General features: G+C 66.8%; 11 protein-coding genes. 4 read left to right on the forward strand and 7 right to left on the reverse strand.

The window, feature by feature from the left end:
* The coding region (locus ACYOEI_RS26500) for a transposase (RefSeq protein WP_462852650.1) at positions 1–679 on the forward strand (679 nt) is incomplete at its 5' end.
* Between the two features lie 563 nt (positions 680–1,242).
* Positions 1,243–2,061, forward strand: coding sequence for a formylglycine-generating enzyme family protein (locus ACYOEI_RS26505; RefSeq protein WP_462852651.1), 819 nt, complete (start codon positions 1,243–1,245; stop codon positions 2,059–2,061).
* A 270-nt stretch (positions 2,062–2,331) separates the two neighbouring features.
* Here the strand turns inward: ACYOEI_RS26505 and ACYOEI_RS26510 are convergent, their stop codons facing one another.
* Positions 2,332–3,333 (reverse strand): choice-of-anchor A family protein, encoded by a 1,002-nt coding sequence (locus tag ACYOEI_RS26510; RefSeq protein ID WP_462852652.1) that lies wholly within the window; start codon positions 3,331–3,333, stop codon positions 2,332–2,334.
* A 984-nt stretch (positions 3,334–4,317) separates the two neighbouring features.
* Positions 4,318–6,432 carry a prolyl oligopeptidase family serine peptidase gene (locus ACYOEI_RS26515; RefSeq protein ID WP_462852798.1) on the reverse strand — a complete coding sequence of 705 codons (2,115 nt, stop codon included), beginning with the start codon at positions 6,430–6,432 and terminating at the stop codon, positions 4,318–4,320.
* A 1,138-nt stretch (positions 6,433–7,570) separates the two neighbouring features.
* Here ACYOEI_RS26515 and ACYOEI_RS26520 point away from each other — a divergent pair.
* Together ACYOEI_RS26520 and ACYOEI_RS26525 are read left to right on the forward strand one after the other, a co-directional pair.
* A complete protein-coding gene (locus ACYOEI_RS26520; RefSeq protein WP_462852653.1) occupies positions 7,571–8,179 on the forward strand; it encodes a sigma-70 family RNA polymerase sigma factor in 609 nt (202 codons plus the stop codon).
* A 38-nt stretch (positions 8,180–8,217) separates the two neighbouring features.
* Positions 8,218–11,490, forward strand: a complete 3,273-nt coding sequence (locus ACYOEI_RS26525; RefSeq protein ID WP_462852654.1) for a WD40 repeat domain-containing serine/threonine protein kinase — start codon at positions 8,218–8,220, stop codon at positions 11,488–11,490.
* Between the two features lie 46 nt (positions 11,491–11,536).
* On the opposite strand, the gene ACYOEI_RS26530 is transcribed toward ACYOEI_RS26525, so the two are convergent.
* The 5 genes from ACYOEI_RS26530 to ACYOEI_RS26550 are packed head-to-tail and all read right to left on the reverse strand — an operon-like array spanning position 11,537 to position 20,366.
* Positions 11,537–13,105 carry a sulfite reductase subunit alpha gene (locus ACYOEI_RS26530; protein ID WP_462852655.1) on the reverse strand — a complete coding sequence of 523 codons (1,569 nt, stop codon included), beginning with the start codon at positions 13,103–13,105 and terminating at the stop codon, positions 11,537–11,539.
* A 10-nt stretch (positions 13,106–13,115) separates the two neighbouring features.
* Positions 13,116–14,969 carry a NirA family protein gene (locus ACYOEI_RS26535; protein ID WP_462852656.1) on the reverse strand — a complete coding sequence of 618 codons (1,854 nt, stop codon included), beginning with the start codon at positions 14,967–14,969 and terminating at the stop codon, positions 13,116–13,118.
* 59 nt (positions 14,970–15,028) lie between these two features.
* Complete coding sequence (locus ACYOEI_RS26540) at positions 15,029–16,381, reverse strand: MFS transporter (protein ID WP_462852658.1); 1,353 nt, start codon at positions 16,379–16,381, stop codon at positions 15,029–15,031.
* Entirely contained in the window at positions 16,378–18,684 is a 2,307-nt protein-coding gene (locus ACYOEI_RS26545) for a molybdopterin oxidoreductase family protein (RefSeq protein WP_462852659.1), read from the reverse strand. The genes ACYOEI_RS26540 and ACYOEI_RS26545 overlap by 4 nt, the downstream gene beginning before the upstream one ends.
* Positions 18,681–20,366, reverse strand: a complete 1,686-nt coding sequence (locus tag ACYOEI_RS26550; protein ID WP_462852660.1) for a DmsC/YnfH family molybdoenzyme membrane anchor subunit — start codon at positions 20,364–20,366, stop codon at positions 18,681–18,683. Before ACYOEI_RS26550 ends, ACYOEI_RS26545 begins: the two co-directional genes overlap by 4 nt.
* Positions 20,367–20,504: the final 138 nt, after the last annotated feature.

A 20,504-nucleotide genomic window follows, 5' to 3' on the forward strand; every position in this document is an offset into this window, starting at 1 on the left:
GGTGGCGATCGCCCGAAGGCGGCTTCAGAGCCTCAGTTGGTTCATGAAGTGCCTGAAGGAACCCCTCTCTCGGCTCGCCAATCGCCAGGACGATTGCCGGGGAGCGTTCTTCGAATCGCGCTTCAAATGCGTCGGAATCCTCGATGAGGAGTCGCTCCTGGCGACCTGTGCTTACATCGACCTCAACCCGGTCGCGGCGGGAGTCGTCGACGTCCCCGAGGCGAGCCCGCACACGTCGATCAAGGTGCGGGTCGACCACGTCAAGGACCAGGAGCGGTGCGAAGACCTCGAGGCATCACGCCAAGGCAGCGTGGCCGGTTCGGACGCGTCGTCAGGGCTTGAGGAGTTCCTCTGGCTGTGCCCGGTCGAGGATCGTCGCCCGTTGGATTCGACCCGGGAAGGAATGCTGGAAGGGTTCCCGCTGGGGAGCTACTTGCTCCTGGTCGATTACACCTCCCGGCTCTTCCGGGAGGGTAAGGCGACGGTGGCCCGCGAGGTATCCGAGATCCTCGATCGGTTGGGTTCGAGCGCGGAGACCTGGCAAGAACGGCTGGAGGGGTTGAGGAAGGGTCGGCTTCTCGGGCGATTCCTGGCGTCGAGCCGGTCTCGTCTCGAGGAAGTCGCGGCTCGTCTGGGCCTGGGTCGGGTGGCGAATCTCAACGGCTGCCCTGCCATCTGAGGGCCGGACTGAGGCCGAGGGCGACCCGTCTCATCGTCGGTGCGGCCATGTCATGGGATCGCTGGATCCTCGGCGAAGGCGTCGCGTCGTCACGGGCGTCGGACCCCCGAACGGCGGAGCATATGACCCGAGGTACACTCCACTCAGTAGGTTCGTAAATCGCCCCGGCTGGCTCCGGGGTTTTCGTTGGTAGGACGTTTGCATTGCATGTCCTTTCCTTTTCCTTTCCGTTGGTAGGACGTTTGCATTGCATGTCCTTTCCTCTTTCCAGTCAGTAGGTTCGTAAATCGCCCCGGCTGGCTCCGGGGTTTTCGTTGGTAGGACGTTTGTTTTGCATGTCCTTTCCTTTCCCCATGTCCTTTCCTTTCTTTGCATGTCCTTTCCTTTCTAGGTCGTGGCGGATCTCGTCGTGAGGCCTGGGGTGGATTTCCTCACATCGACCAAGGAACGATCGGTGCGAGGCTCGCCCGATAGAGACTGGTCTGAGCTGCCATGGGCTATGTACGCTGAGGGTTGAATTACGTTCGAGCCCTGCATAGTCCAGGCGAGCCAGGAGGCGATGAATGCGACGAATGAGAATGTTGGGAGTCGTTGCGGTGGGATTGCTGGCGGGCGGGTTCGCCGGCGCCAAGGAACCGGCCGCGGTGCCGGGTGCTTCGAAGGGGCTCAGCAACTCGGTCGGCATGACGTTCGTATCGATCCCCGCGGGAGAGTTCCTGATGGGCTCGTCCGCTTCGGAACAGGATGCGGAATTCTTCGAGAAGCCCCAGCATCGGGTGCGGATCACGCGACCGTTTCACCTGGGCGTGACCGAGGTCACTCAGGGCCAGTACCGGGCCGTGACGGGGCAGAACCCAAGTCAATTCAAAGGGTCGGACGACTTGCCGGTGGAAAACGTCTCCTGGGAAGACGCGGTCGCGTTTTGCAAGATGCTGAACGAGCGCGAGAAGGCGCAGTTGGGGGGCGATTACTATCGGCTGCCGACCGAGGCGGAGTGGGAGTATGCCTGCCGGGCGGGGAGCACGAAGCGATACTCCTTCGGGGATGACGAGGCAGGGCTGGGCGAGTTTGCCTGGTTCGAGGCGAATTCCAAAGGGAAGACCCACCCGGTCGGTGAGAAGCGGCCGAACGCCTTCGGACTGAACGACATGTTCGGAAACGTCTGGGAATGGTGCCAGGATTGGTACGACGAGGATTACTACGGCCAGTCGGGCAACGCGGACCCGCTCGGTCCCCCACGCGCCGCGTTCCGGGTCGACCGGGGCGGAGGCTGGGGCAGTACCGCGCGGCTCTGCCAGTCGGCGAACCGCGGCAGGATCACACCGGGCGACCGGAGTGACCGCCTGGGCTTCCGCGTGGCCCGAGTCCGGTCCGGGCGGTAGAGGCAGGTGTTCGGTTCTCGGCGAGCTCGCGAGGAAGAGGGGGAGGATTCACCACGAAGGCACCAAGGACACAAAGAGGAATCAAGAATTGATCGGTCTTTGAATTCCTTTGTGATCTTTGTGCCTTCGTGGTGAACCCTCCCCCCGCATTTGAACCCGACCTTTCGCTTGCGCCCTGCCCGACCATTGATCGCTTCGAACGAGAAACGCCCGGGTCGGAAGGTCCGGCCCGGGCGTCAGATGTTGGCGAGTCGGGGTCGAGGGCGACGCTCAGGCGGCGCGACGACGGCGACGGAGGCCGTGGACGAGGCCGCCGAGGCCCAGGATCGACGCGAGGGCGATCGAGGAGGGCTCGGGGACGACGACGTTGCCGCCGAACGGGTAGTTGTGGGTCTCGACGTGGCTGTCGGTCAGCGACTTGCCGATCAAGGTGCCGTCGATGTGGCTGTAGCCGAAGTTCAGGTCGGCGTTCGGGGCCAGGACGCTGCCGTAGATCGCGACGTTGCTGTTGGTGATGCTCGTCGCTTCTTTGAAGTTGAAGAGGATGTTGTTGATCTGGGAGTTCGCCTCGGAGCTCGACCCGTTGACGTACATCTGGAAGTTCGCCAGCGAGGCGGAGGTGCCGGCGACGTTGATGATCACGGTCGAGCCGTTCGGGGAGACGATGTTGAGGCCGTTGCTGTTCGCGCTGGCGAACTGGGCGGCGGTCAGGTTGAAGACGTTCTGGGTGGAGCTCGTCCCGGTCAGGGTGAGGCCGAGGTTACCCTGGGTGACCGTGCCGTTCGAGCCGAGTTGGGAGAGCGAGTTCGACAGCGCGGTGAGCTGGGTCGCGGCGGTGTTGAAGTTGATCGGGGTGTCGTTGGTGGTGGTCCCGGTGACGTTCACGCCGGACAGGCTCTTGGTCGTCCCGTAGTGGAGGTCGCCACTGACCGTGCCATTCGTATACGAGACGCTCCCGCCGACGACGAGGGCGTTGGCCGCGGGCGAGCTCAGGCTGGAGGCCACGCTATAGCTGCTGAAGGTGGCGTTCCCACCGACAGCGACCCGGCCCTGGGAATCCGTGTTCGTGTTGTTGGCGTCGCCGAGGATGAAGAGGTTGTAGTCCTGGGCGGGCCCGAGCCCCGTGGCGGCCTGGGCCGTCTGGCCCGCACCGATCAGGGCCGCGGCCCCGACGCCGGCGATGACGAGAGCACGGAAAGCTCGGCTCGAAGTCCGGGCGATGTTTTTCGTAACACCGGTGACGACCGCGAAGCCTTCGTTTAAAATGGCCACCTAGTCTGACTCCTCAAAAATGGTACGGGGGGCAGGCGAACACGGGGCCGGGGATGGTGATGACATCCTCGGCCCTTTCCTTGGGCTCTCCCGATCACGGAGCTCGAGGTGGTGATGACACCCCGGGCACCGCCTCCCGACTCTCGGATAGCTCGGCCGAGAATGGTGATGACATTCTCAGCCCTCAGCCTTCGAGGGCGACTGTCGGATCGACTCTCGGGATCCGCCGCAAACGATCAAAGAGGGGCTGTTAGGCCGCCAGCTCCCCGGGAGGTCATCCCCCGATCGGCCGGTTTTGGTATGCAGCCTTCAACTACTCTTTTGGGATCAATATATGTTGAATTAATTCCGGGTGCTGGCAAAATTCAAATCCACTCGTCTTGAGCACGACTCAGCGTTACGGGGGGTACTCTATCTGGTTATTCGCCGCCTCTGCAAGGATAGTTCAGGTGGAAGGCCTCTACTGGTGAAAAAAAAAGACACACGCGAGGCGATTTATTGTCTAGATTTCCCAGATCCTCTATCTTAAGGGTATCTAGGCCGTAACGACCGTATGACATGGGGAGTGGTAAGGATGAGCGGGTTTCGCCCGGGCTTGGTGTCCATCCCCTGTCAACGTCGAAGGGGACGATTCGCTGAAGCTTTGCCTCGGGATTCGGCCTTTTCTTGAAAACCGGGTTTCTGACGCAATGGACTTCGACCACCCTTCCCGGGATGTCGTCATCTTTTCGCTCAGAAACCCGATTTTAAGGAAAAACGAGGATTAGGGACAGGGGAGCTGTCGGCCACGAAGAGGCACTGGCTCATTGGCCTTTCCCGGGTGTCGGAAGGCGATGCCCACCCTACGAACGCTGGGCTGGGCAACTCTTTGGGGGATGTCGTCGTCTCTTGGGCCAGAAACCCGGTTATTAAGAAAAAACCGGGTTTCGGCAGAGAGGGAGTTGCCCGAGGGGGAGAACCCTCTGGGATATGAAGGGCCGACGGTCAACGGCCGACGGGCGAGCGGACGGGGACGTCGAGAACCTTGACGAGGAAGGCCCAGCGGTCGGCGGCTTCCTCGATGATCTTGGCGGTCGGCTTTCCGGCGCCGTGGCCGGCTTTGGTTTCGATCCGGATCAGGACCGGGTTGTCGCACGACTGGGCCGACTGCAAGGCCGCGGCGAACTTGAAGCTGTGGGCCGGGACGACGCGGTCGTCGTGGTCGGCGGTCGTGACGAGCGTCGGGGGGTAGCAGGTCCCGGCCTTGAGGTTATGCAAGGGGGAATAGGCCAGGAGGGACTTGAACAACTCGGGATCGTCGGACGAGCCGTAGTCGTCGACCCAGGCCCAGCCGATCGTGAATTTGTGGAACCGGAGCATGTCCATCACGCCGACCGCCGGCAGGGCCGCGCCGAAGAGGCTGGGACGCTGCGTGAGGCAGGCGCCGACGAGGAGGCCGCCGTTGGAGCCTCCCGAGATCGCGAGCTTCGGCGTACTCGTGTACTTGTGCTCGATCAGCCACTCGGCGGCGGCGATGAAGTCGTCGAAGACGTTCTGCTTCTTCGCCTTCGTCCCGGCCTTGTGCCACTCCTCGCCATATTCGCCGCCCCCGCGCAGGTTGGGCTGGGCGAAGACGCCCCCCATCTCCATCCAGACGAGGGTGCTCGCGCTGAAGGCGGGGGTCAGCGCGATGTTGAACCCGCCGTAGCCGTAGAGCAGGGTCGGGTTCTTGCCGTCGAGGGCGAGCCCCTTCTTGTGGCTGATGAACATCGGGACGCGGGTCCCGTCCTTGCTCGCGTAGAAGACCTGCGTGGTCTCATAAGCGTTGGGGTCGAACGCGAGCTTGGGCGAGCGGAAGATCTCGCTCTTTCCTTCGGCGATGTTGTAGCGATAGATCGTCGCGGGACGGTTGAACGAGGCAAACCCGTAGAAAGTTTCGAGGTCGGAACGCTTGCCGCCGAAGCCGCTGGCCGTCCCGAGCCCGGGCAGTTCAACCTCGCGCTCGGGCTTCCCGTCGAGCCCGAAGACCTTGACCTGGGTGTGTGCGTCTTTCAGGTACGACGCGAGGAACCGGTCGCCGACCACCGCGACCCCGCCGAGGGTCTCGCCCGACTGGGGGATGATCTCCTTCCAGTTCTCGGCCTTGGGTTGGCGCGTGTCGATGGCGATCACTCGCCCCCGGGGCGCGTCCCGGTCGGTCTTGAACCAGAAGACCGGGCCGTCGTTTTCAATGAACGAATATTCATGATCGAAGTTATCGATCAGTTCGACGATCGGGGCGTCGGGCGTGCCGAGGGCCTTGTAGAGGATGCGGTATTTGTCGTCGGTCCCCTTGGCGACGGTGATGATGAGGTATTTGCCGTCGTCGGTGACGCTGCCGTGGAACTCCCACTCTTTCTGGTCGGGGCGTTCGTAGACGAGCGTGTCGTCGGCCTGGGGGGTGCCGAGGCGGTGGAAGTAGAGCTTCTGGTAGTAGTTGACCCCCTTGAGGTCTTCGCCGGGCTTGGGCTCGGGGAACCGGCTATAGTAGAAACCGCTCCGGTCCTTGGCCCACGAGGCACCCGAGAACTTGATCCACTTCAGATGGTCGTCCCGGTCCTTTCCGGACCCGACGTCGCGGACGCGCCACTCCTGCCAGTCGGAGCCGGCCTTGGCGAGGCCGTAGGCGAGCAGGGAGCCGTCGTCGCTGATCGAGGTCCCGGCCAGGGCGACGGTCCCGTCGGGGGAGAGGGTGTTGGGATCGAGCAGGACGTTCGGCTCGGCGTCGAGGCTCGGCACCGTGTAGAGCACGGCCTGGTTCTGGAGCCCGCTGTTTCGAGTGAAGAAGTAGCGGCCTCCTTCGCGATACGGCACGCCGAACTTCTCGTAATTCCAGAGCTCGGTCAGTCGGGCTCGGATCGGCTCGCGGGCCGGGATCGCGTCGAGGAATGCCGCGGTGACCTTGTTCTCGGCCTCGACCCAGGCACGGGTCGGCTCGGAGTCGGGGTCCTCGAGCGGTCGGTAGACGTCGGCGACCTTGGTACCGTGGTAGTCGTCGAGGGTCTCGGACCGGGGGGCCTCGGGATATCGGCTTCGGTTCAGGTCCCCGGCCGAAGCGCCGGGGGGATTGGCAAGGCTCATGACCAGGGCGGCTCCGGCGACTCCCGCCTTAAAATGTGGACGCATCGTCGAATTCCCCATCCCACCCGGGCCTTCGGCGCCCCGCGGGCGCCCCAGTGCGGGCCGGGTTTCCCCGCGTCCGCCGGGCTCGAGTCTCTCCGGTCGTCCTCGTCCCCGAACTGGCCGTCATCCTCGCCACGCTCGGGGCCTTCCGGCCGACCTTACTCCGTACGACGTTCCCACCGGGCCCGCCGCCATGCCGGCCCGGTTCGAGGGCTGGTGATCTCGGGCCGCCACGACTCTCGTGGTCGGCGCATCCCTCAACCAATCCCCAGAATGCGCCGACGGGACCCGAGACGCAAGCCGGATCGGCCCCGATCCTCAGGTCCGCTTGCAGGCCCGCGCCCACAGCCGGTCCCGAAGCGCAAGCTCCTGACTCGAATCATCGCCGACTCCCTGTTACTTCGCCAAGCCTTGTTTTTGGGGGTGGGCCGTGCCAGCTTTCGTTTCCCGGTATCAACGCGGCCCGAGGGATCCCCCCGGTCTAGGCGGGGCAATCATGCCCCGCTCTTTCTGCGGTAGTCGCTGCGAAATCCGCGGGGCAAGAGTGCCCTGCCTACCGGGGGGAAAATTTTTATGCGAATGACGTTTTACACACGACCTCGACTTGTCGCGTGGACGCAGCACCAACTTGAATTCCCGGATCTCTCGGGAGAGAACTTGTGTGCGTGTCGTCTTCGTCTCGATGTCGTCGACGATTCCGCAGGCGCTGAGGTCCGACGACGAGTCGTCGACGTTGATCCTCGCAGGAGCCCGGTTTTCCGGAGAATGCCGAGGGTCTCTCAATGCGCCAGCGGGTGGATCACCGTTCGGAATTGAGGGACATAATTCATCCGACGACGCTTCATGTTCATAGCGAGACTTGGGACTTGGCGGTGGGCGGTCCGGTAAGGATCCTGTGGCCCGCGAGGGCGGGCTCCTTTTGTGGGAGGATGGTCCGGACGAGTCTCGGTGCGTGGTTTGCGTGACCCATCCCTCGGAACGTGTCAGAGGCTCGAAAAATCCGGACCCTGGCATGGGTCTCTTGTTTTGACGCGTGAAGGCTTGTATACTCGGTATTGTTTGATGTGTGGGCCGAGGCCACGTTTCGAGGTGCTGAATGGTGGGCTTGCGCGGGGAATCGTCGCGGGGGGACGAGGCCGTAGGGCTGCGGATCCGGGCGGCCGTCGCGGGCTCGCCGGAAGACCTGGGCGCGTTGCTCCAGGGGAGTCGGCAGTACCTGCTCGCGGTGGCCAATCACGCGCTCGGTCCGGACCTCCTGTCCAAGGCGGGGGCGTCGGATGCGGTGCAGGAGACATTCCTCGAGGCGCAGCGGCATATCGTCGACTTCCGAGGCCAGACCGAGGGCGAGCTCCTCGCGTGGCTGCGCCGGATCCTCGAGTGTCGGTTGGCGAACCTCCGCAGGCGGTATCACAAGACGGAGAAGCGCTCCACCGACCGCGAAGTGGGGTTTGCGCTCGAGACGGTCGGGGTGAGCGTCGATTCGACGCCGATGGATCGCGCCATGGCGAACGAACTGGCCGGGGCGATCGATCAAGCCCTGGGCCGACTGCCCGAGCGTTATCGCCTGACGGTCCAATGGCGGCATCAGGATCGGATTTCGTTCACGGAGATCGGCGAGAGGCTGGGATGCTCCGCGGACGCGGCCCGCAAGCTCTGGAGCCGTGCGGTCCTGCGTCTCAGGGATGAGCTCGGCGCCCTCTCATGACCGCTCCGAGCGGAGAGGAGAGTCCGGACGAGGACCGTTTGTCGGAGGCGATGGCGGCCTACGACGAGGCCCTGGCGGCCGGGGAGGACGATGCCGACCTCGTCGGAGGCGTTCCGGGGTCGGATGATCCGGCATTCCAGTCCGAGCTGCGCAAGGCGGAGGGATTCCTCTGGCTGCTGCACCAGGTCTGGCCGCCGTCCGACCGCGATGCCGTCGCCTCGGCTTCGAATGCGGGACCGGCGAGAACCGACCTGGGGCCGGCCGAGGATGGCCTGTCCGCGGGGCCGTCTTCGCCCGAGTCGGGGAGGACGCGGTTCGGCCGGTTCCTCATCGTCCGGACGGTAGGTCGAGGAGGGTTCGGGATCGTCTTCAAGGCGTGGGACCCCGCCATGCGGCGGATGATTGCGCTGAAGCTCCCCCAACCGGAGGCGTTGCTCTCCCCCGAGGTCCGCAAGCAGTTCGTGCGAGAGGCCCAGGCGGCCGCGGGGCTCGACCACCCGAACATCGTCCCCGTCTTCGAAGTCGGCGAGGTGGGGGCGATCAGCTACATCGCCTCGGCCTATTGTGAAGGGCCGACATTGGCCGAATGGCTGGCGGCCCGCGAGGGGCCGATCGACGCCCTCGAGGCGGCTCGGTTCCTGTGCGAGGTGGCCTGGGCCGTGGAGCATGCGCACGAACGAGGCGTGCTGCACCGCGACCTCAAGCCGAGCAACATCCTCCTGCAGGCGGCCCCCTCGGCGACGGCCGGGGGAGCGTCGAGAATGCTGCCCGATCTGGTGCCGAGGGTCGCCGACTTCAGTCTGGCGAAGGTCCTCGACCTGGGGGGAGAGCCGTCGCGGAGCGGAATCCCGATCGGTTCGCCGCCCTACATGGCGCCCGAGCAGGCCGAGGGGCGGAACCGGGCGATCGGCCCGTCGACCGACGTGTACGCCCTGGGCTGCATCCTCTACGAGCTGCTCTGCGGGCGGCCTCCGTTCGTCGGCGAGTCGACGATGGAGACGTTGCGGCTGGTCCTCGGCAACGACCCGGTTTTGCCCCGCCGTCGACGCCGCGAGATTCCTCCCGACCTCGAGAGCATCTGTCTGAGGTGTTTGGAGAAGGCCTCGGAAGCACGCTACCCGACCGCCCGAGACCTCGCCGAAGACCTGGGCCGTTTTGCCGAGGGCCTGCCGACCCTGGCACGTCCCCCGGGCCGTTGGGGACGGGCTCGGCGTTGGGGACGACGGCACCCGACGTCGGTCGCGTTGGTGTCGGCGGTCTTGGTGCTGCTCGCCCTCCTCGGCGGTGCCATCCGCTGGAACGCGGCGAGGCTCGATCACATCCAGGGCGAGTCGAACCGGCTCGCCGTCGAGGAGCGTCGCCAACGCGACCGGGAGGCCCGCAGTCTACGCTACGTCGCCGATATCCGACACGCGGCGCTCCTCGCTCGCAGCTACCAGGCCGCCTCGTGCCTCGAGGTCCTCGGTCGCCAGAGGCCAGGCCCCGGCGAGGAGGACTTGCGATCGTTCGTCTGGGACTACCTGACGAAGCTCTGCCACGGCGAACGGCAAAAGTGGGAAGGTCATCGTGGCGAGGTCTATCGCGCCGAGTTTTCGCCCGATGGCCGTAGCGTGGCGAGTTGTGGTGAGGACGGCTCGGTGCGGCTCTGGGACGTCCAAACCGGCGGTTGTGTCGCCGAACTGCGACCTCGAGGGGGGGCCACGGAGGTCAACTGGGTCACCTATTCGCCCGACGGTCAGACCCTGGCCACGACCGACGACTCGGGGGTTGTACGACTCTGGGATGTGCAAACTCGGCTCGAGAAACGCTCGATGGCCGCCCACCAGGGGGACGCGGTGATCGTCCGATTCACGCCGGATGGCCGACGACTTGTTTCTTGCGGGCGATCGGGGAACGTCAAGGTCTGGGATCCTTCGGATGAGCGGCCGATCGTCTCCTTCGAAACGCTGCGGAATTCCCTGGCGGAGAGCATGGACCTGTCCCCCGACGGACGGCTCGTGGCCGTCGTCGGCCAGCATGCGACCGAGGCGGGCCTCTGGGATCTGGCGAGCGGGGCGCATGTCGTGACCCTTCAGGCCGCGGGAAAATCTGCCGTGATGGACGTGGATTTCTCGCCCGACGGGAAGACCGTGGCGACCACGTCAAGCGACCGGATCGTCCGGCTCCACGACGTCGGCGACGGTCGAGTCCTCCGCCAGTTCGTGGGGCACTCGGTCCGGGTCAACTCGTCGGCCTTCTCGCCCGACGGGCGGCTCCTGGTCGCGGTCGGCGACGATTGCACGATCCGGTTCTGGGACGTCGCCACCGGCGCGGATCGCGGCGTCGCGGTCGGTCACGAGTCGGGGATCTGGTCGTCGGACTTCTCGCCGGACGGCAAGACCCTGGTCACCGGCGGCCGAGATCGCATGGTCATGTTCTGGGATGTCGACGTCCCGCGCGACCGTCGGGATGTCCCCGTCCGTACCGGCCTCGCTGCCGTGTCCTACTCGTCCGACGGCCGGACGCTGGCGACCCTTGAGGGCGACGGCACGCTTTCCACCTGGGACGTTTCCGACGGCGCGTCCAGGACGTCGACGAGGCTCGAGACGTCGGAGACGGTCGAGTCGGCGGCGTTCTCCCTCGATGGTGCGACCCTCGCCGTCTGCGACGCGAAAGGGGGCGTGACCTTCTGGGATCGGGAGGGGCATCCGATCGCTCCTCCGAGCCGGCGCGATTCCTTGGTCGGCAGGATCTCCCTCTCGCCCGACGGCCGTTCCTTCGCGTTCCACGGCCAGGTCGCTCCGATCCGAGACGTCGCGACCGGTCGGGAGACTCGCGAGCCGGGGGCCGAGGCCTTCTTCGCCTTCACCGGTCGAGGGGCCGTGCTGACGCAGGACCCGGATTTGGTCCTGAGACTCTATGGCCGAGAGTTCGACCATTTGCGTGCCACGAGCCCTCGCCTGACTCGGATCCCCGAGCTGTTGGCGAGCACGGACGACGCCACCGTCCTGGCCTTGTCGTACGCGGGGAGCCGAGAGATCTCCCTGAGGAACCCGTCCACCCTGGTCGAGAGCGCCCCTCTGACCGGGCATCAGCACGACGTCCTGGCCTTGGCGCTCTCGCCCGACGGGAAAACCCTCGCCTCGGGCGACCGAGGCGGCCTGCTCAAGCTCTGGGACGTCGCCACTCGCGAGGAACTGCTGACGGTCGAAGGCCCACCGGGTCTGGTGCGTTTCCTGGTCTTCTCCCCCGATGGCCTGTCCCTGGCCGTCGCCTGGGACCTGCCGGCCCTCTCCCTCTACAACGCCGCCCCCCGTCGCCTGCCGCCCTGATCGCTCGACCTGGTAGGGGCACCTCCATGCCGTTACTGCGACCGGATCAATAAACGTCCCGAGAGTAACGCCTCGCGGCCTTGAGCCCCGCGACGTAAGTCGCCGCGGCCTCGTCGCCCCTGGAACCATGGTCGCGGATGAGGGTACGGAGGGCGCGGTCGACGTCGGCGGCCATATGCTTGGCGTCGCCGCAGACGTAGAGGTGGGCCCCGGCCTCGAGCCAGTGGAAGAGCTCGGCGCCGTGCTCGAGGAGGCGGTGTTGGACGTAGATTTTCTCGTCTTGGTCTCGGCTGAAGGCGGTGTCGAGGCGGGTGAGCACGCCTCGGCGGAGGAAGTCGGCCAGTTCGTCTTCATAGAGGAAGTCGAACGCCCCGCGCTGGTCGCCGTAGAAGAGCCAGGCTTGGCCGGTCGCGCCGAGGGCGTCGCGCTCGTGGAGGAAGGCCCGGAAGGGGGCGATGCCGGTCCCCGGTCCGACCATGATGATCGGTGTGTTCGGGTCTTCGGGTAGGGTGAAGCCGTGGGACTTCTGGACGAAGACCCGGAGCGGCGCCCCGGGCGCGACCCGGTCGGCGAGCATCGTCGACGCGACCCCCTTTCTCGTGCGGCTTTGATGCTTGTATGAGACGCGACGGACGGTCAAATGGACCTGGCCGGCGTGCTGCCTGGGGGAACTCGAGATCGAGTAGAGGCGGGGCTGGAGCGGGTTCAGAGTCGCGACGAAGTCGGCCGGACTCGGCCTGGCCGAGGGGAAACGGCGGAGGATGTCGAGCACGTCGAGCCCGAGGGTCGACGCGTCGTCGTCCAGCAAGGCCCTGACTGCCTCGACGTCCGCGACATCCGCGGCCGACTCGGCGAGGCGGGCGAGGAGGTCTTCGGTCATCTCATTGAGACAGTGCCGACGGATCAGGGCCTCTCGGAGCGGAAGGACCTGGCCGTCCGCGGCGGTAACCGGCTCGTCGCCCGAAGCCCCCAACTCGGCGATCAACTCCGCGACGAGCTCCGGGCAGTTCTCGGGGTAGACGCCGAGGGAGTCGCCGACGCGGTAGGTCGGGCCGCCTTTGAGGTCGATCTCGACATGCCGGGTCTCTTTTTCCGAGCCCGGACGGTTCAGGACCTCCGTCCGAAGGAGGCTTGCCGTGAACGGGTTCTGGCGTGAGTATGTTTCGCCAGCGACGACCGAGGTGACGGCCGCCCCTTTCGAGGCTGTCACGTTCGGGGCCGGCCGATCTTCCTTGACGATCCGCTTCAGGGCCCGTGCGGTCTCGGTGCCGCCGGGGGTGCAGAGGCCCAGGCTCGACTCCTTCCCCTGGGCGATGGCTTCGGCATAGGTCCGGCAGACGTAGCCGCAGGACCCGCAATCGAGCTGCGCCATCGCGGCCATCAGCCGGCTCGTCGATGTCTTCCCCTCGGCCAGCCTGAGCCGCTCGTCGAGCGGCAGGGACGGGTCGTGCCAGGGCTCTGGCTCGGCGACGATGGGGGAGGGGGCTGGTGCGTCGGGTGCCGGCGACGCGGCCGAGCCCTGGAGGCCGATCCAGCCCGCGAGGAAGCCGTTGAGCCAGGCACGCTGTTCCGCGTTGAAGGGGGCCGACTCGGGGATCAAGGGGATGACGTCCATCGGGGGACCCTCACGCGGGTTGGAGGAAGGGGGCTGGCTCGTCGAAGGCCGGACGGTCGTCGAGCTGGGGGTTCGAGGTGGCCAGTCTTCGGAGCGTGTCGAGGTCGTGCCGTCGAGCGAAACTCGCGAACGATTCGCCTGGGCCTCCGCGGAGGGCGAGGTATCCGCGCAGGAGACGCTCGACGGTCGGGGGGACGTCTTCGAATGGGAGCGAATCGAGGAGGCGTCGCCCGATCCCTTGCTCGACGCCCCAACCGCCACCGACGCACAGGTGGTAGCCGTCCACCATCGCTTCGCCGACTTCCACCTTGGTCCCCTCGAGCCCGATGTCGCCGATGTAGTGCTGGGCGCAGGAGTGATGACAACCGGTCAGGTGGATGTTGATCGGACGGTCGAGGGTCAGGCGGTCTTCGAGGTAGTCGGCCAGGAGCAGGGCCTGCCCTTTGGTGTCGGCCCCGGCATATTTGCACCCGGCGCTCCCCGTGCAGGCGACCAGACCGCTGCGGACGCTCGACGCGTCCCAGTCGAGCCCGAGCGCCTCGATGGCGATCCGGGCGGCCTCCATGTCCGACTCGCGGATGTCGGGGATGAGGAGGTTCTGCCAGACCGTCAGGCGGATCGTGCCGGAGCCGAAGCGGTCGGCGACGTCCGCGAGGCCTCGGGCCTGCTCGACCGTCAGACGGCCCACGGGGAGGACGAGACCGACGTAGCAGCGCCCGGCCTGGGCCTGGGGATGGAAGCCGACGTGCGCCCAGCGATCGTCGGGGGTCGGCGGGTCGCAACGCTCGAGGGCGACGCGGCGGAGCGGGGCGCCGTGCTCGCGCTCGACCTCGTCGAGGAATTTCGGGAAGCCCCAGGAATCGAGGACGTACTTGAGCCTCGCCTTCTTCCGGTCGGTCCGATCGCCGCTCCGGATGAAGACCCGGACGATCGCCGAGGCGACCGCGACGCATTCGTCGGGGCGGAGCAGCACCCCCGTGTCGCGTGCGAAGTCCTTGTGCCCGGTGATGCCTCCGAGGCTCAGGCGGAAGTAGACACCGGCCGGGAGGTCGTCGCCGGCGTCCTCGAGGGAAACGCGCACGGCCTTGAAGCCGATGTCGTTCGTGTCGTCCAGGCTCGAGACGAGGCCGCCGCCGTCGAAGGCTATGTTGAATTTCCGGGGGAGGCCGTAGAGTTCGCGATGATTCAGGATGTGGTGGTGCATCGCCCTGGCCAGGGGCAGGGTCTCGATCAACTCCTTGGGGTCGAACCCGCTCGTCGGGCTGGCGGTGACGTTCCGGATGTTGTCGGCGCCCGCCCCTTTGCTCAAGATCCCGAGGTCGGCGAGGGCCGTGAGGACCTCGGGGGCGTCGCCCGCGGCGATCTCGCGAATCTGGAGGTTCGCCCGAGTCGTGATGTCGACGTGGCCGCCGCCGAGGCGCCTGGCGATGTCGGCCACGCCCCGGAACTGCCAGGAGCTGAGGTGTCCGCCGGCGATCCGGAGCCGACACATGAACGAGTCCTGCGCCGGGGCGACGAAGAAGAGGCCGGAGTACTTGTAGAGGAAGACGTCGGTCCCCTTCGGGAAGCGGCCTGCGTGGGCGTTCGCGTGCATCTCGTCCCAGAGGGCGAAGGGATCTTTGTCCCGTTTCGCCGTCTCCTCGTTCGTCAGGGTCTTCCCCTCGGCGAGCTGTCGATCCTGCGCGTCGAGTTGGAGCGCGTCCGGCCCGGGGCGTCGGGGGCCGACCTGGACGCTCACCCCGGGGACCGAGCCGCTCCCGGACACGATCGGCAAGCCTCGGACGGCCCGGGCGACGTCGGCGCCCATCGCGAATCCCTGGAGGTAGTTTTTTTGCGCCTCGGTCAGGCCGTTCGGGTCGGGCATGGGTACGGGCCTCGGAATGATTTTTTCGGTTTATATGATTTTGTATGATCCGATTGCCATTAGGCGGGCATGGCGACGAGCTCCGGGCGGTGCCGGCGTTGTTCGGCGGCCTGCTCGAAGGCGAGCGCGGCCTCGGACTCGTCGGCGGTGGAGAAGCGGACGGTCAGGGCGAGGAAGGACGATGCCGTGACGAGGACCCCGAGGATCAACAGGGCCGTCGGCCAGGGGAGGCTGCCTCGGAACAAGAACCCGGCGGCGACGGCCGCCGCGTTGCCGCCGGCGCCCACGATCCCGGCGACGGAGCCGAGGCACTCGCGGTTGACGAAGGGGACGATGGCGTAAGTCGCCCCCTCGGACATTTTCATGAACACACCGAAAACCAACATCGTCGGGAGGGCGAACGCCAGGGTCGACATCCTCGAGAAGACCATGAGTGCGAGGCCCTCGACCAGGATCGCGAGGAAGAGCCAGGAGACCCGCCCGCGGAGCCCCCAACGTCCCCCGCAGCGATCGCTGACGAACCCGCCGAGCGTCCGGGCGAACAGGTGGAGGAGGCCGAGCGAACCGGCGGCCATCCCCGCGGCCCCGAGGCCCAGGCCGAAGTAGTCGCCGAAGTAGAGCGCGGCGATGTTGTCGATCGTCAGCTCGATGCCGAAGCAGGCCCCGTAGAGGACGAACAGGACCCAAACCCGACGGTCGCGGGCCGCCCTGCCGAAGCTGCCGCGGGAGGCCCGGGCGGGCGGCAACTGCCCCGAGGCGCGGAGGTCGCGGAAATTACCGAGCGGGGTGTCCTGGGTCAGTCGATAATAGGCGACGCCGGTGAGGAGGCAGACGACTCCCGAGGCGAGCATCGCGGCCCGCCATCCCCGGTCATTCCCGAGCCCCGCCGTGCCGGCGAAGAACGCGAAGACCATCGGCATGGCCATCTGCGTGACGCCCCCTCCCATGTTGCCCCAGCCCGCCGTCGTCGCGTTGGCCGTGCCGATGCAGTTCGGGGCGAACATCATCGACGTGTGATACTGCGTGATCACGAACGCGGCCCCGATCGCGCCGATGGCGACGCGGAAGAACAGGAAGCTCCAGAAGTCGTGCGCCAGGCCGATCCCCATGACCGGGACCGCCCCGAGGATCAAGAGTCCGGTGTAGGCGAGGCGAGGTCCGATCAGGTCGCAGAGCCGTCCCACGGCCATTCGAGCGACCACGGTGATCGACACCGAGCCGATGATGCACCAGCCGACCTGATCCTTCGTCAGTCCCATCTCGTCCCGGACCACCGACATCAAAGGCGCGATCCCGAACCAGGCGAAGAAACAAAGGAAGAAGGCGAACCACGACATATGGAACGCTCGCATCGCCGGCGTCTTGAGGTCGAAGAGGGTGATTCGCGTGGCCTTGCCGTTCGGCTGCGTCATCGGCTCGAGGCTCCGGTGGGGCTGGTGTCGAGAGCGGTCTGGGAGGCGGGGCTTCTCTCGGCAAGGACCTCGGATCGGGCGGCCCTCGCGGGCACCACCTTGACCGCACAGGCCTTGTAAGACGGCTGTCGGGAATAAGGGTCGAATGAAGCGAACGTGAGTCGGTTGGTCGCCTCGTCGTGCATCGGCAGGAAGACGCAGCCCGGCGGGATCGTCGGTGCAACGAAGGCCTTGGCGTAGACGCGTCCCCGGCGCGACTCGATGACGACCCATTCCTCCGGTACAATCCCCAGGCGAGCCGCGTCGGCGGGTCCGATCTCGAGATGCGGCTGCGTCGGATAAAGCTTCCGGAGGACGTCCGACTTCGACGTCCTCGTTTGCGTGTGCCACTGCGAGGCGCTCCCGCGCCCGGTCAGGAGTATGAACGGGAACTTCTCGTCGATCGCCTCGGGGGGGGCGGCGGGTTTCTCGAACACGAACCGGGCCCGGCCGTCGGGGTGGAAGAATCGCCCGTCGGCGAAAAGCCGGCGCTGGGGGGCCGGGGCGGGGGAGCCGGCCGGGTGCGGCCACTGGATCCCCCTCGCCTCGTCGAGCTGGGCGTAGTCGGCGATGCCGGTGATGTCGCAAGGGCGTCCGGCCGAGAGGCGCTTGAGGATCTGGAAGACCGACTCGGGCGAGTCCCACCCCGCGAACATCGCCCCGCAGCCGAAGTAGTGGGCGACGAGCTGGAAGATCTGGAAGTCGCCGAGCGCCTGGCCGGGGGCCCGGCGGACCTTCTTGATCAGGCCGATCCTCCGCTCGGAGTTGATGAACGTCCCTTCCTTCTCGCCCCAGGCGGCGGCCGGGAGGAGGAGGTCCGCGGCCTGCGCGGTCTCGGTCGAGTGGTACATGTCCTGCACGACCAGGAAGTCGAGCCGGCCGAGCAACTCGCGGAGCCGCCCCTGGTGGATCCAGGAGTGGGCCGGGTTCGTCGCGACGACCCAGAGCCCTCGGATCGTCCCGTCCTCGATGCCCTGGACGATCTGGTCGTAGGCCCAGCTATTTCGCGAGGGGATCCGGCCTTCGGGGATCTCGAGGATCCCCGAGACCTCGGCCCGGTGGTCGGGGTCGGCGAAGTCCCGGCCGCCGAAGAGGCTCGCGGTGTTCGAGAAGAGGCGGGAGCCCATCGCGTTGCACTGGCCCGTGATCGAGTTCGCGCCGGTGCCGGGGCGGCCGATGTTGCCGGTCATGAGCGCGAGGTTGATGAGCGCCTGCGCGGTCCGCACCCCCTCGTGGCTCTGGTTCACCCCCATCGTCCACCAGAATGAGACCCGCTTCCCCTTGCGGATCCGCTCGGCCACGTCCTGGAGGATGTCGATCCCCATGCCGGTCTCATATCCGACACCACCCGGAGGGAATCGACGGACGAACGCGGCGAACTCGTCGAAGCCGGTCGTGTGGGCGTCGATGAACGTGCGGTCGATTGCGCCCGACTGGATCAAGAGGTTTGCAAGGCCGTAGAGTAAGACCAGGTCCGACTTGGGCTTGATCGGCAGGTGGAGCGTCGCGTTCATCGCCGTCTCGGTCCGACGCGGGTCGACGACGATGATCTCGGGCCGGTGCGGGTTGCGCATCACTCGTTCCCACATGATCGGGTGGGCGATGCACATGTTCGAGCCGATCAGGACGAGGCAATCCGACTCCTCGAGGTCCTGGTAGGTGTAAGGAGGGGCGTCGAAGCCGAACGCCTGCTTGTACGCGACGACGGCGGTCGCCATGCACTGGCGAGTATTCCCGTCCCCGTGGACCATCCCCATCCCGAACTTCCCGAGGGCCCCGAGCAACGCCAATTCCTCGGTCGGGAGCTGGCCCGTGCCCAGGAAGGCCACGGAGTCGTCCCCGTGCCGGGCCTGGATGGCCTTGATCCGCTCGACCATCGTCTCCAACGCGGTCTGCCAGTCGACTGGGTTCCGCCGCCCTTCGGCGTCGCGGAGGAGCGGGACCGTCGCCCGGTCGGCCGCGTCGAGCACGGTCAACGCCTCCCAGCCTTTGGGGCAGGCCATGCCCAGGTTCACCGGGTAGTCGCTCGACGGGGTCAGGTTCACCGCCTGGCCGTCGCGCAGGTGGATGTTCAGACTACAACCTGTGGAACAGTAGCCGCAGACCATCCCCGTGGTCGCGTCGGGCGCCTTGCCCGCGGGGACCTGGCCGAGCCCGAACCGACCGGGAGTGCGGAGCAGCTCCCGGGTCAGCCGGCCATCGTGTGCCCGGATCAAGGGCGAGAGGCGTCGCCGGAGGGTTTCGAGGAGGGATCCGAAAGTCATGGGAGCAGCCCTCCCGGCATCTTCGGCTTCACGACCGCAGCGAAGAAAAGGTATCTCTCGGCAACCTCGCCCCCGAGCAGCATCAGGAACGCTAGGATCGCCCCCGCCGCGACGGCGGGCCCGGGGAGCGACGTCCAGCCCAGGACCAGCGGGAAGGGGAGGACGAGCCCCCCGAGGATCCCCAGGGTGACCCGGATCGCGGAGGCCCGGGACAGGGGGCCCGTGATGAGGAGCGCGGAGCGCTTCAGGGGCGTGAGGCTCGGGTCCTCGAGGTGGCGTCGCAACGAGCCCTCGAACCGCAGCTTGGCGACCACGGCGACCATCAATCCGAGCCCGACCGTCCGGGCGACCATGGCCGAGGTGCCGTCGACCGCCGAGACGGCGAGCGTCAACGCGAGGCCGAGCACGAGGCCCGTCCCGGCGAACTTGGGCACGCCCAGCGTCGCCCTCCAGAACGGTCGGCGGACGACGTGGTAGACCATGACCGAGCAGGCCACCCCCAACGTCCCCGAGGCGACGACCCCCGCGCCGACGGCGAGCCGGAGGGCCGGGTAGGCGTCATAGAGCCAGGGGAGTGCGATCGTGAGGCCCGCGTGGGCCTTCGCCAGGCCGGCGAAGAGTCCGAACGCGGCGACCTCGCGGCTCAGCCACGAATGGCGGATCCCGATGATCGCGCGGAAGGCGAGGTGGGGACGGCCGAGGTGGCACGTGCTCGCGAACAGTCCGAGGAGACCGAATCCGAGGCAGGCTCCGATGCGGAGCGGGGAACCTTCGCCCGAGCCTGCCCAAACCAGCAGGTCGACGAGGAAGGCGCCGACCGAGAGCTGGGTCAGGACGAGCATGAGGACGAGCGGCCAGTGGGCGTGCTCGGGTTGGTTCCGGAAGTGGTCGCCGGGGCGGAGCGAGTCGGTCAGGGGGCGTGCGGAGAGGTAGCGGGTCGTCGGCCGGGTGTGGTCGGGGCCGGGTGCGGCGGTGAGGAATTCGCCCGCCTCGGCACGCTCGGCGACGTCGTCGCGGTCGACGACCCGGATCCGGATCGCCTCGTGCGGGCAGGCCTGGACGCACGCGGGGGCCTCGCCCACCGCGAGCCGGCCCGAGCACATGTCGCATTTGCGGACGATGCCCTTGCCCGCGTGGTATTTGGGGGCGTCGTAGGGGCAGGCGAGCGTGCAGTACTGGCAGCCGAAGCACTGGTCGTCGAGGTGCTTGACGATCCCCGTGACCGGATCTTTCTCGTACGCGTCGGTCGGGCAGGCCGCGAGGCAGGCGGGGTCGAGGCAGTGGTGGCACGACGACGTCACGTGCTGGAGGACCGGCAATCCCGACCGACCGCCGACGAGCAAGCCTACGTCGCGCCAGGCCTCCCCATCGTCGAGCCCGTTGAGCGTGTGGCAGGCCACCACACATGCTTTGCAGCCCGAGCAGCGGTCGAGGTCGACCTCGAAGGCGAGCTGCTGCCCCGGCCCCGGCGGCGAGGCGGGCAAGAGCGACGAGTAGAAACGACTCTGGAGCGGCCCGGCGCTTTCCCTGTGGAACTGGGCGAACCGCTCGACCGCCGACAGATTGCCCTGCGCCCCGAGCAGGTCCTCGATCATCGCCACGCCGTCGATCGCCGCCGACGCGAGGGACGTCTCCCCTCGATCCTGGGTTGTCCCGCGAGTTGGCGGCAGCAACGTCTCCATTCGGACTCCCTTTGGGGCTCAGTTCGTCGGAGTGAGTAATTTATGTTTTCAAGTAAGATTCATGTTTTTGTGGACGTCTCGCCCCGTCGATGCTCCTCATCCATCGCACCGATCGTGCCGCGATTTCAATGACCAGGA

Source organism: Singulisphaera rosea, from assembly GCF_054877945.1.

Coding starts and splice junctions, on each gene's coding strand:
- ACYOEI_RS26505 (WP_462852651.1), top strand. CDS start 1,243: ATGCGACGAATGAGAATGTTGGGAGTCGTTGCGGTGGGATTGCTGGCG.
- ACYOEI_RS26515 (WP_462852798.1), bottom strand. CDS start 6,432: ATGAGCCTTGCCAATCCCCCCGGCGCTTCGGCCGGGGACCTGAACCGA.
- ACYOEI_RS26520 (WP_462852653.1), top strand. CDS start 7,571: ATGGTGGGCTTGCGCGGGGAATCGTCGCGGGGGGACGAGGCCGTAGGG.
- ACYOEI_RS26530 (WP_462852655.1), bottom strand. CDS start 13,105: ATGGACGTCATCCCCTTGATCCCCGAGTCGGCCCCCTTCAACGCGGAA.
- ACYOEI_RS26535 (WP_462852656.1), bottom strand. CDS start 14,969: ATGCCCGACCCGAACGGCCTGACCGAGGCGCAAAAAAACTACCTCCAG.
- ACYOEI_RS26540 (WP_462852658.1), bottom strand. CDS start 16,381: ATGACGCAGCCGAACGGCAAGGCCACGCGAATCACCCTCTTCGACCTC.
- ACYOEI_RS26545 (WP_462852659.1), bottom strand. CDS start 18,684: ATGACTTTCGGATCCCTCCTCGAAACCCTCCGGCGACGCCTCTCGCCC.
- ACYOEI_RS26550 (WP_462852660.1), bottom strand. CDS start 20,366: ATGGAGACGTTGCTGCCGCCAACTCGCGGGACAACCCAGGATCGAGGG.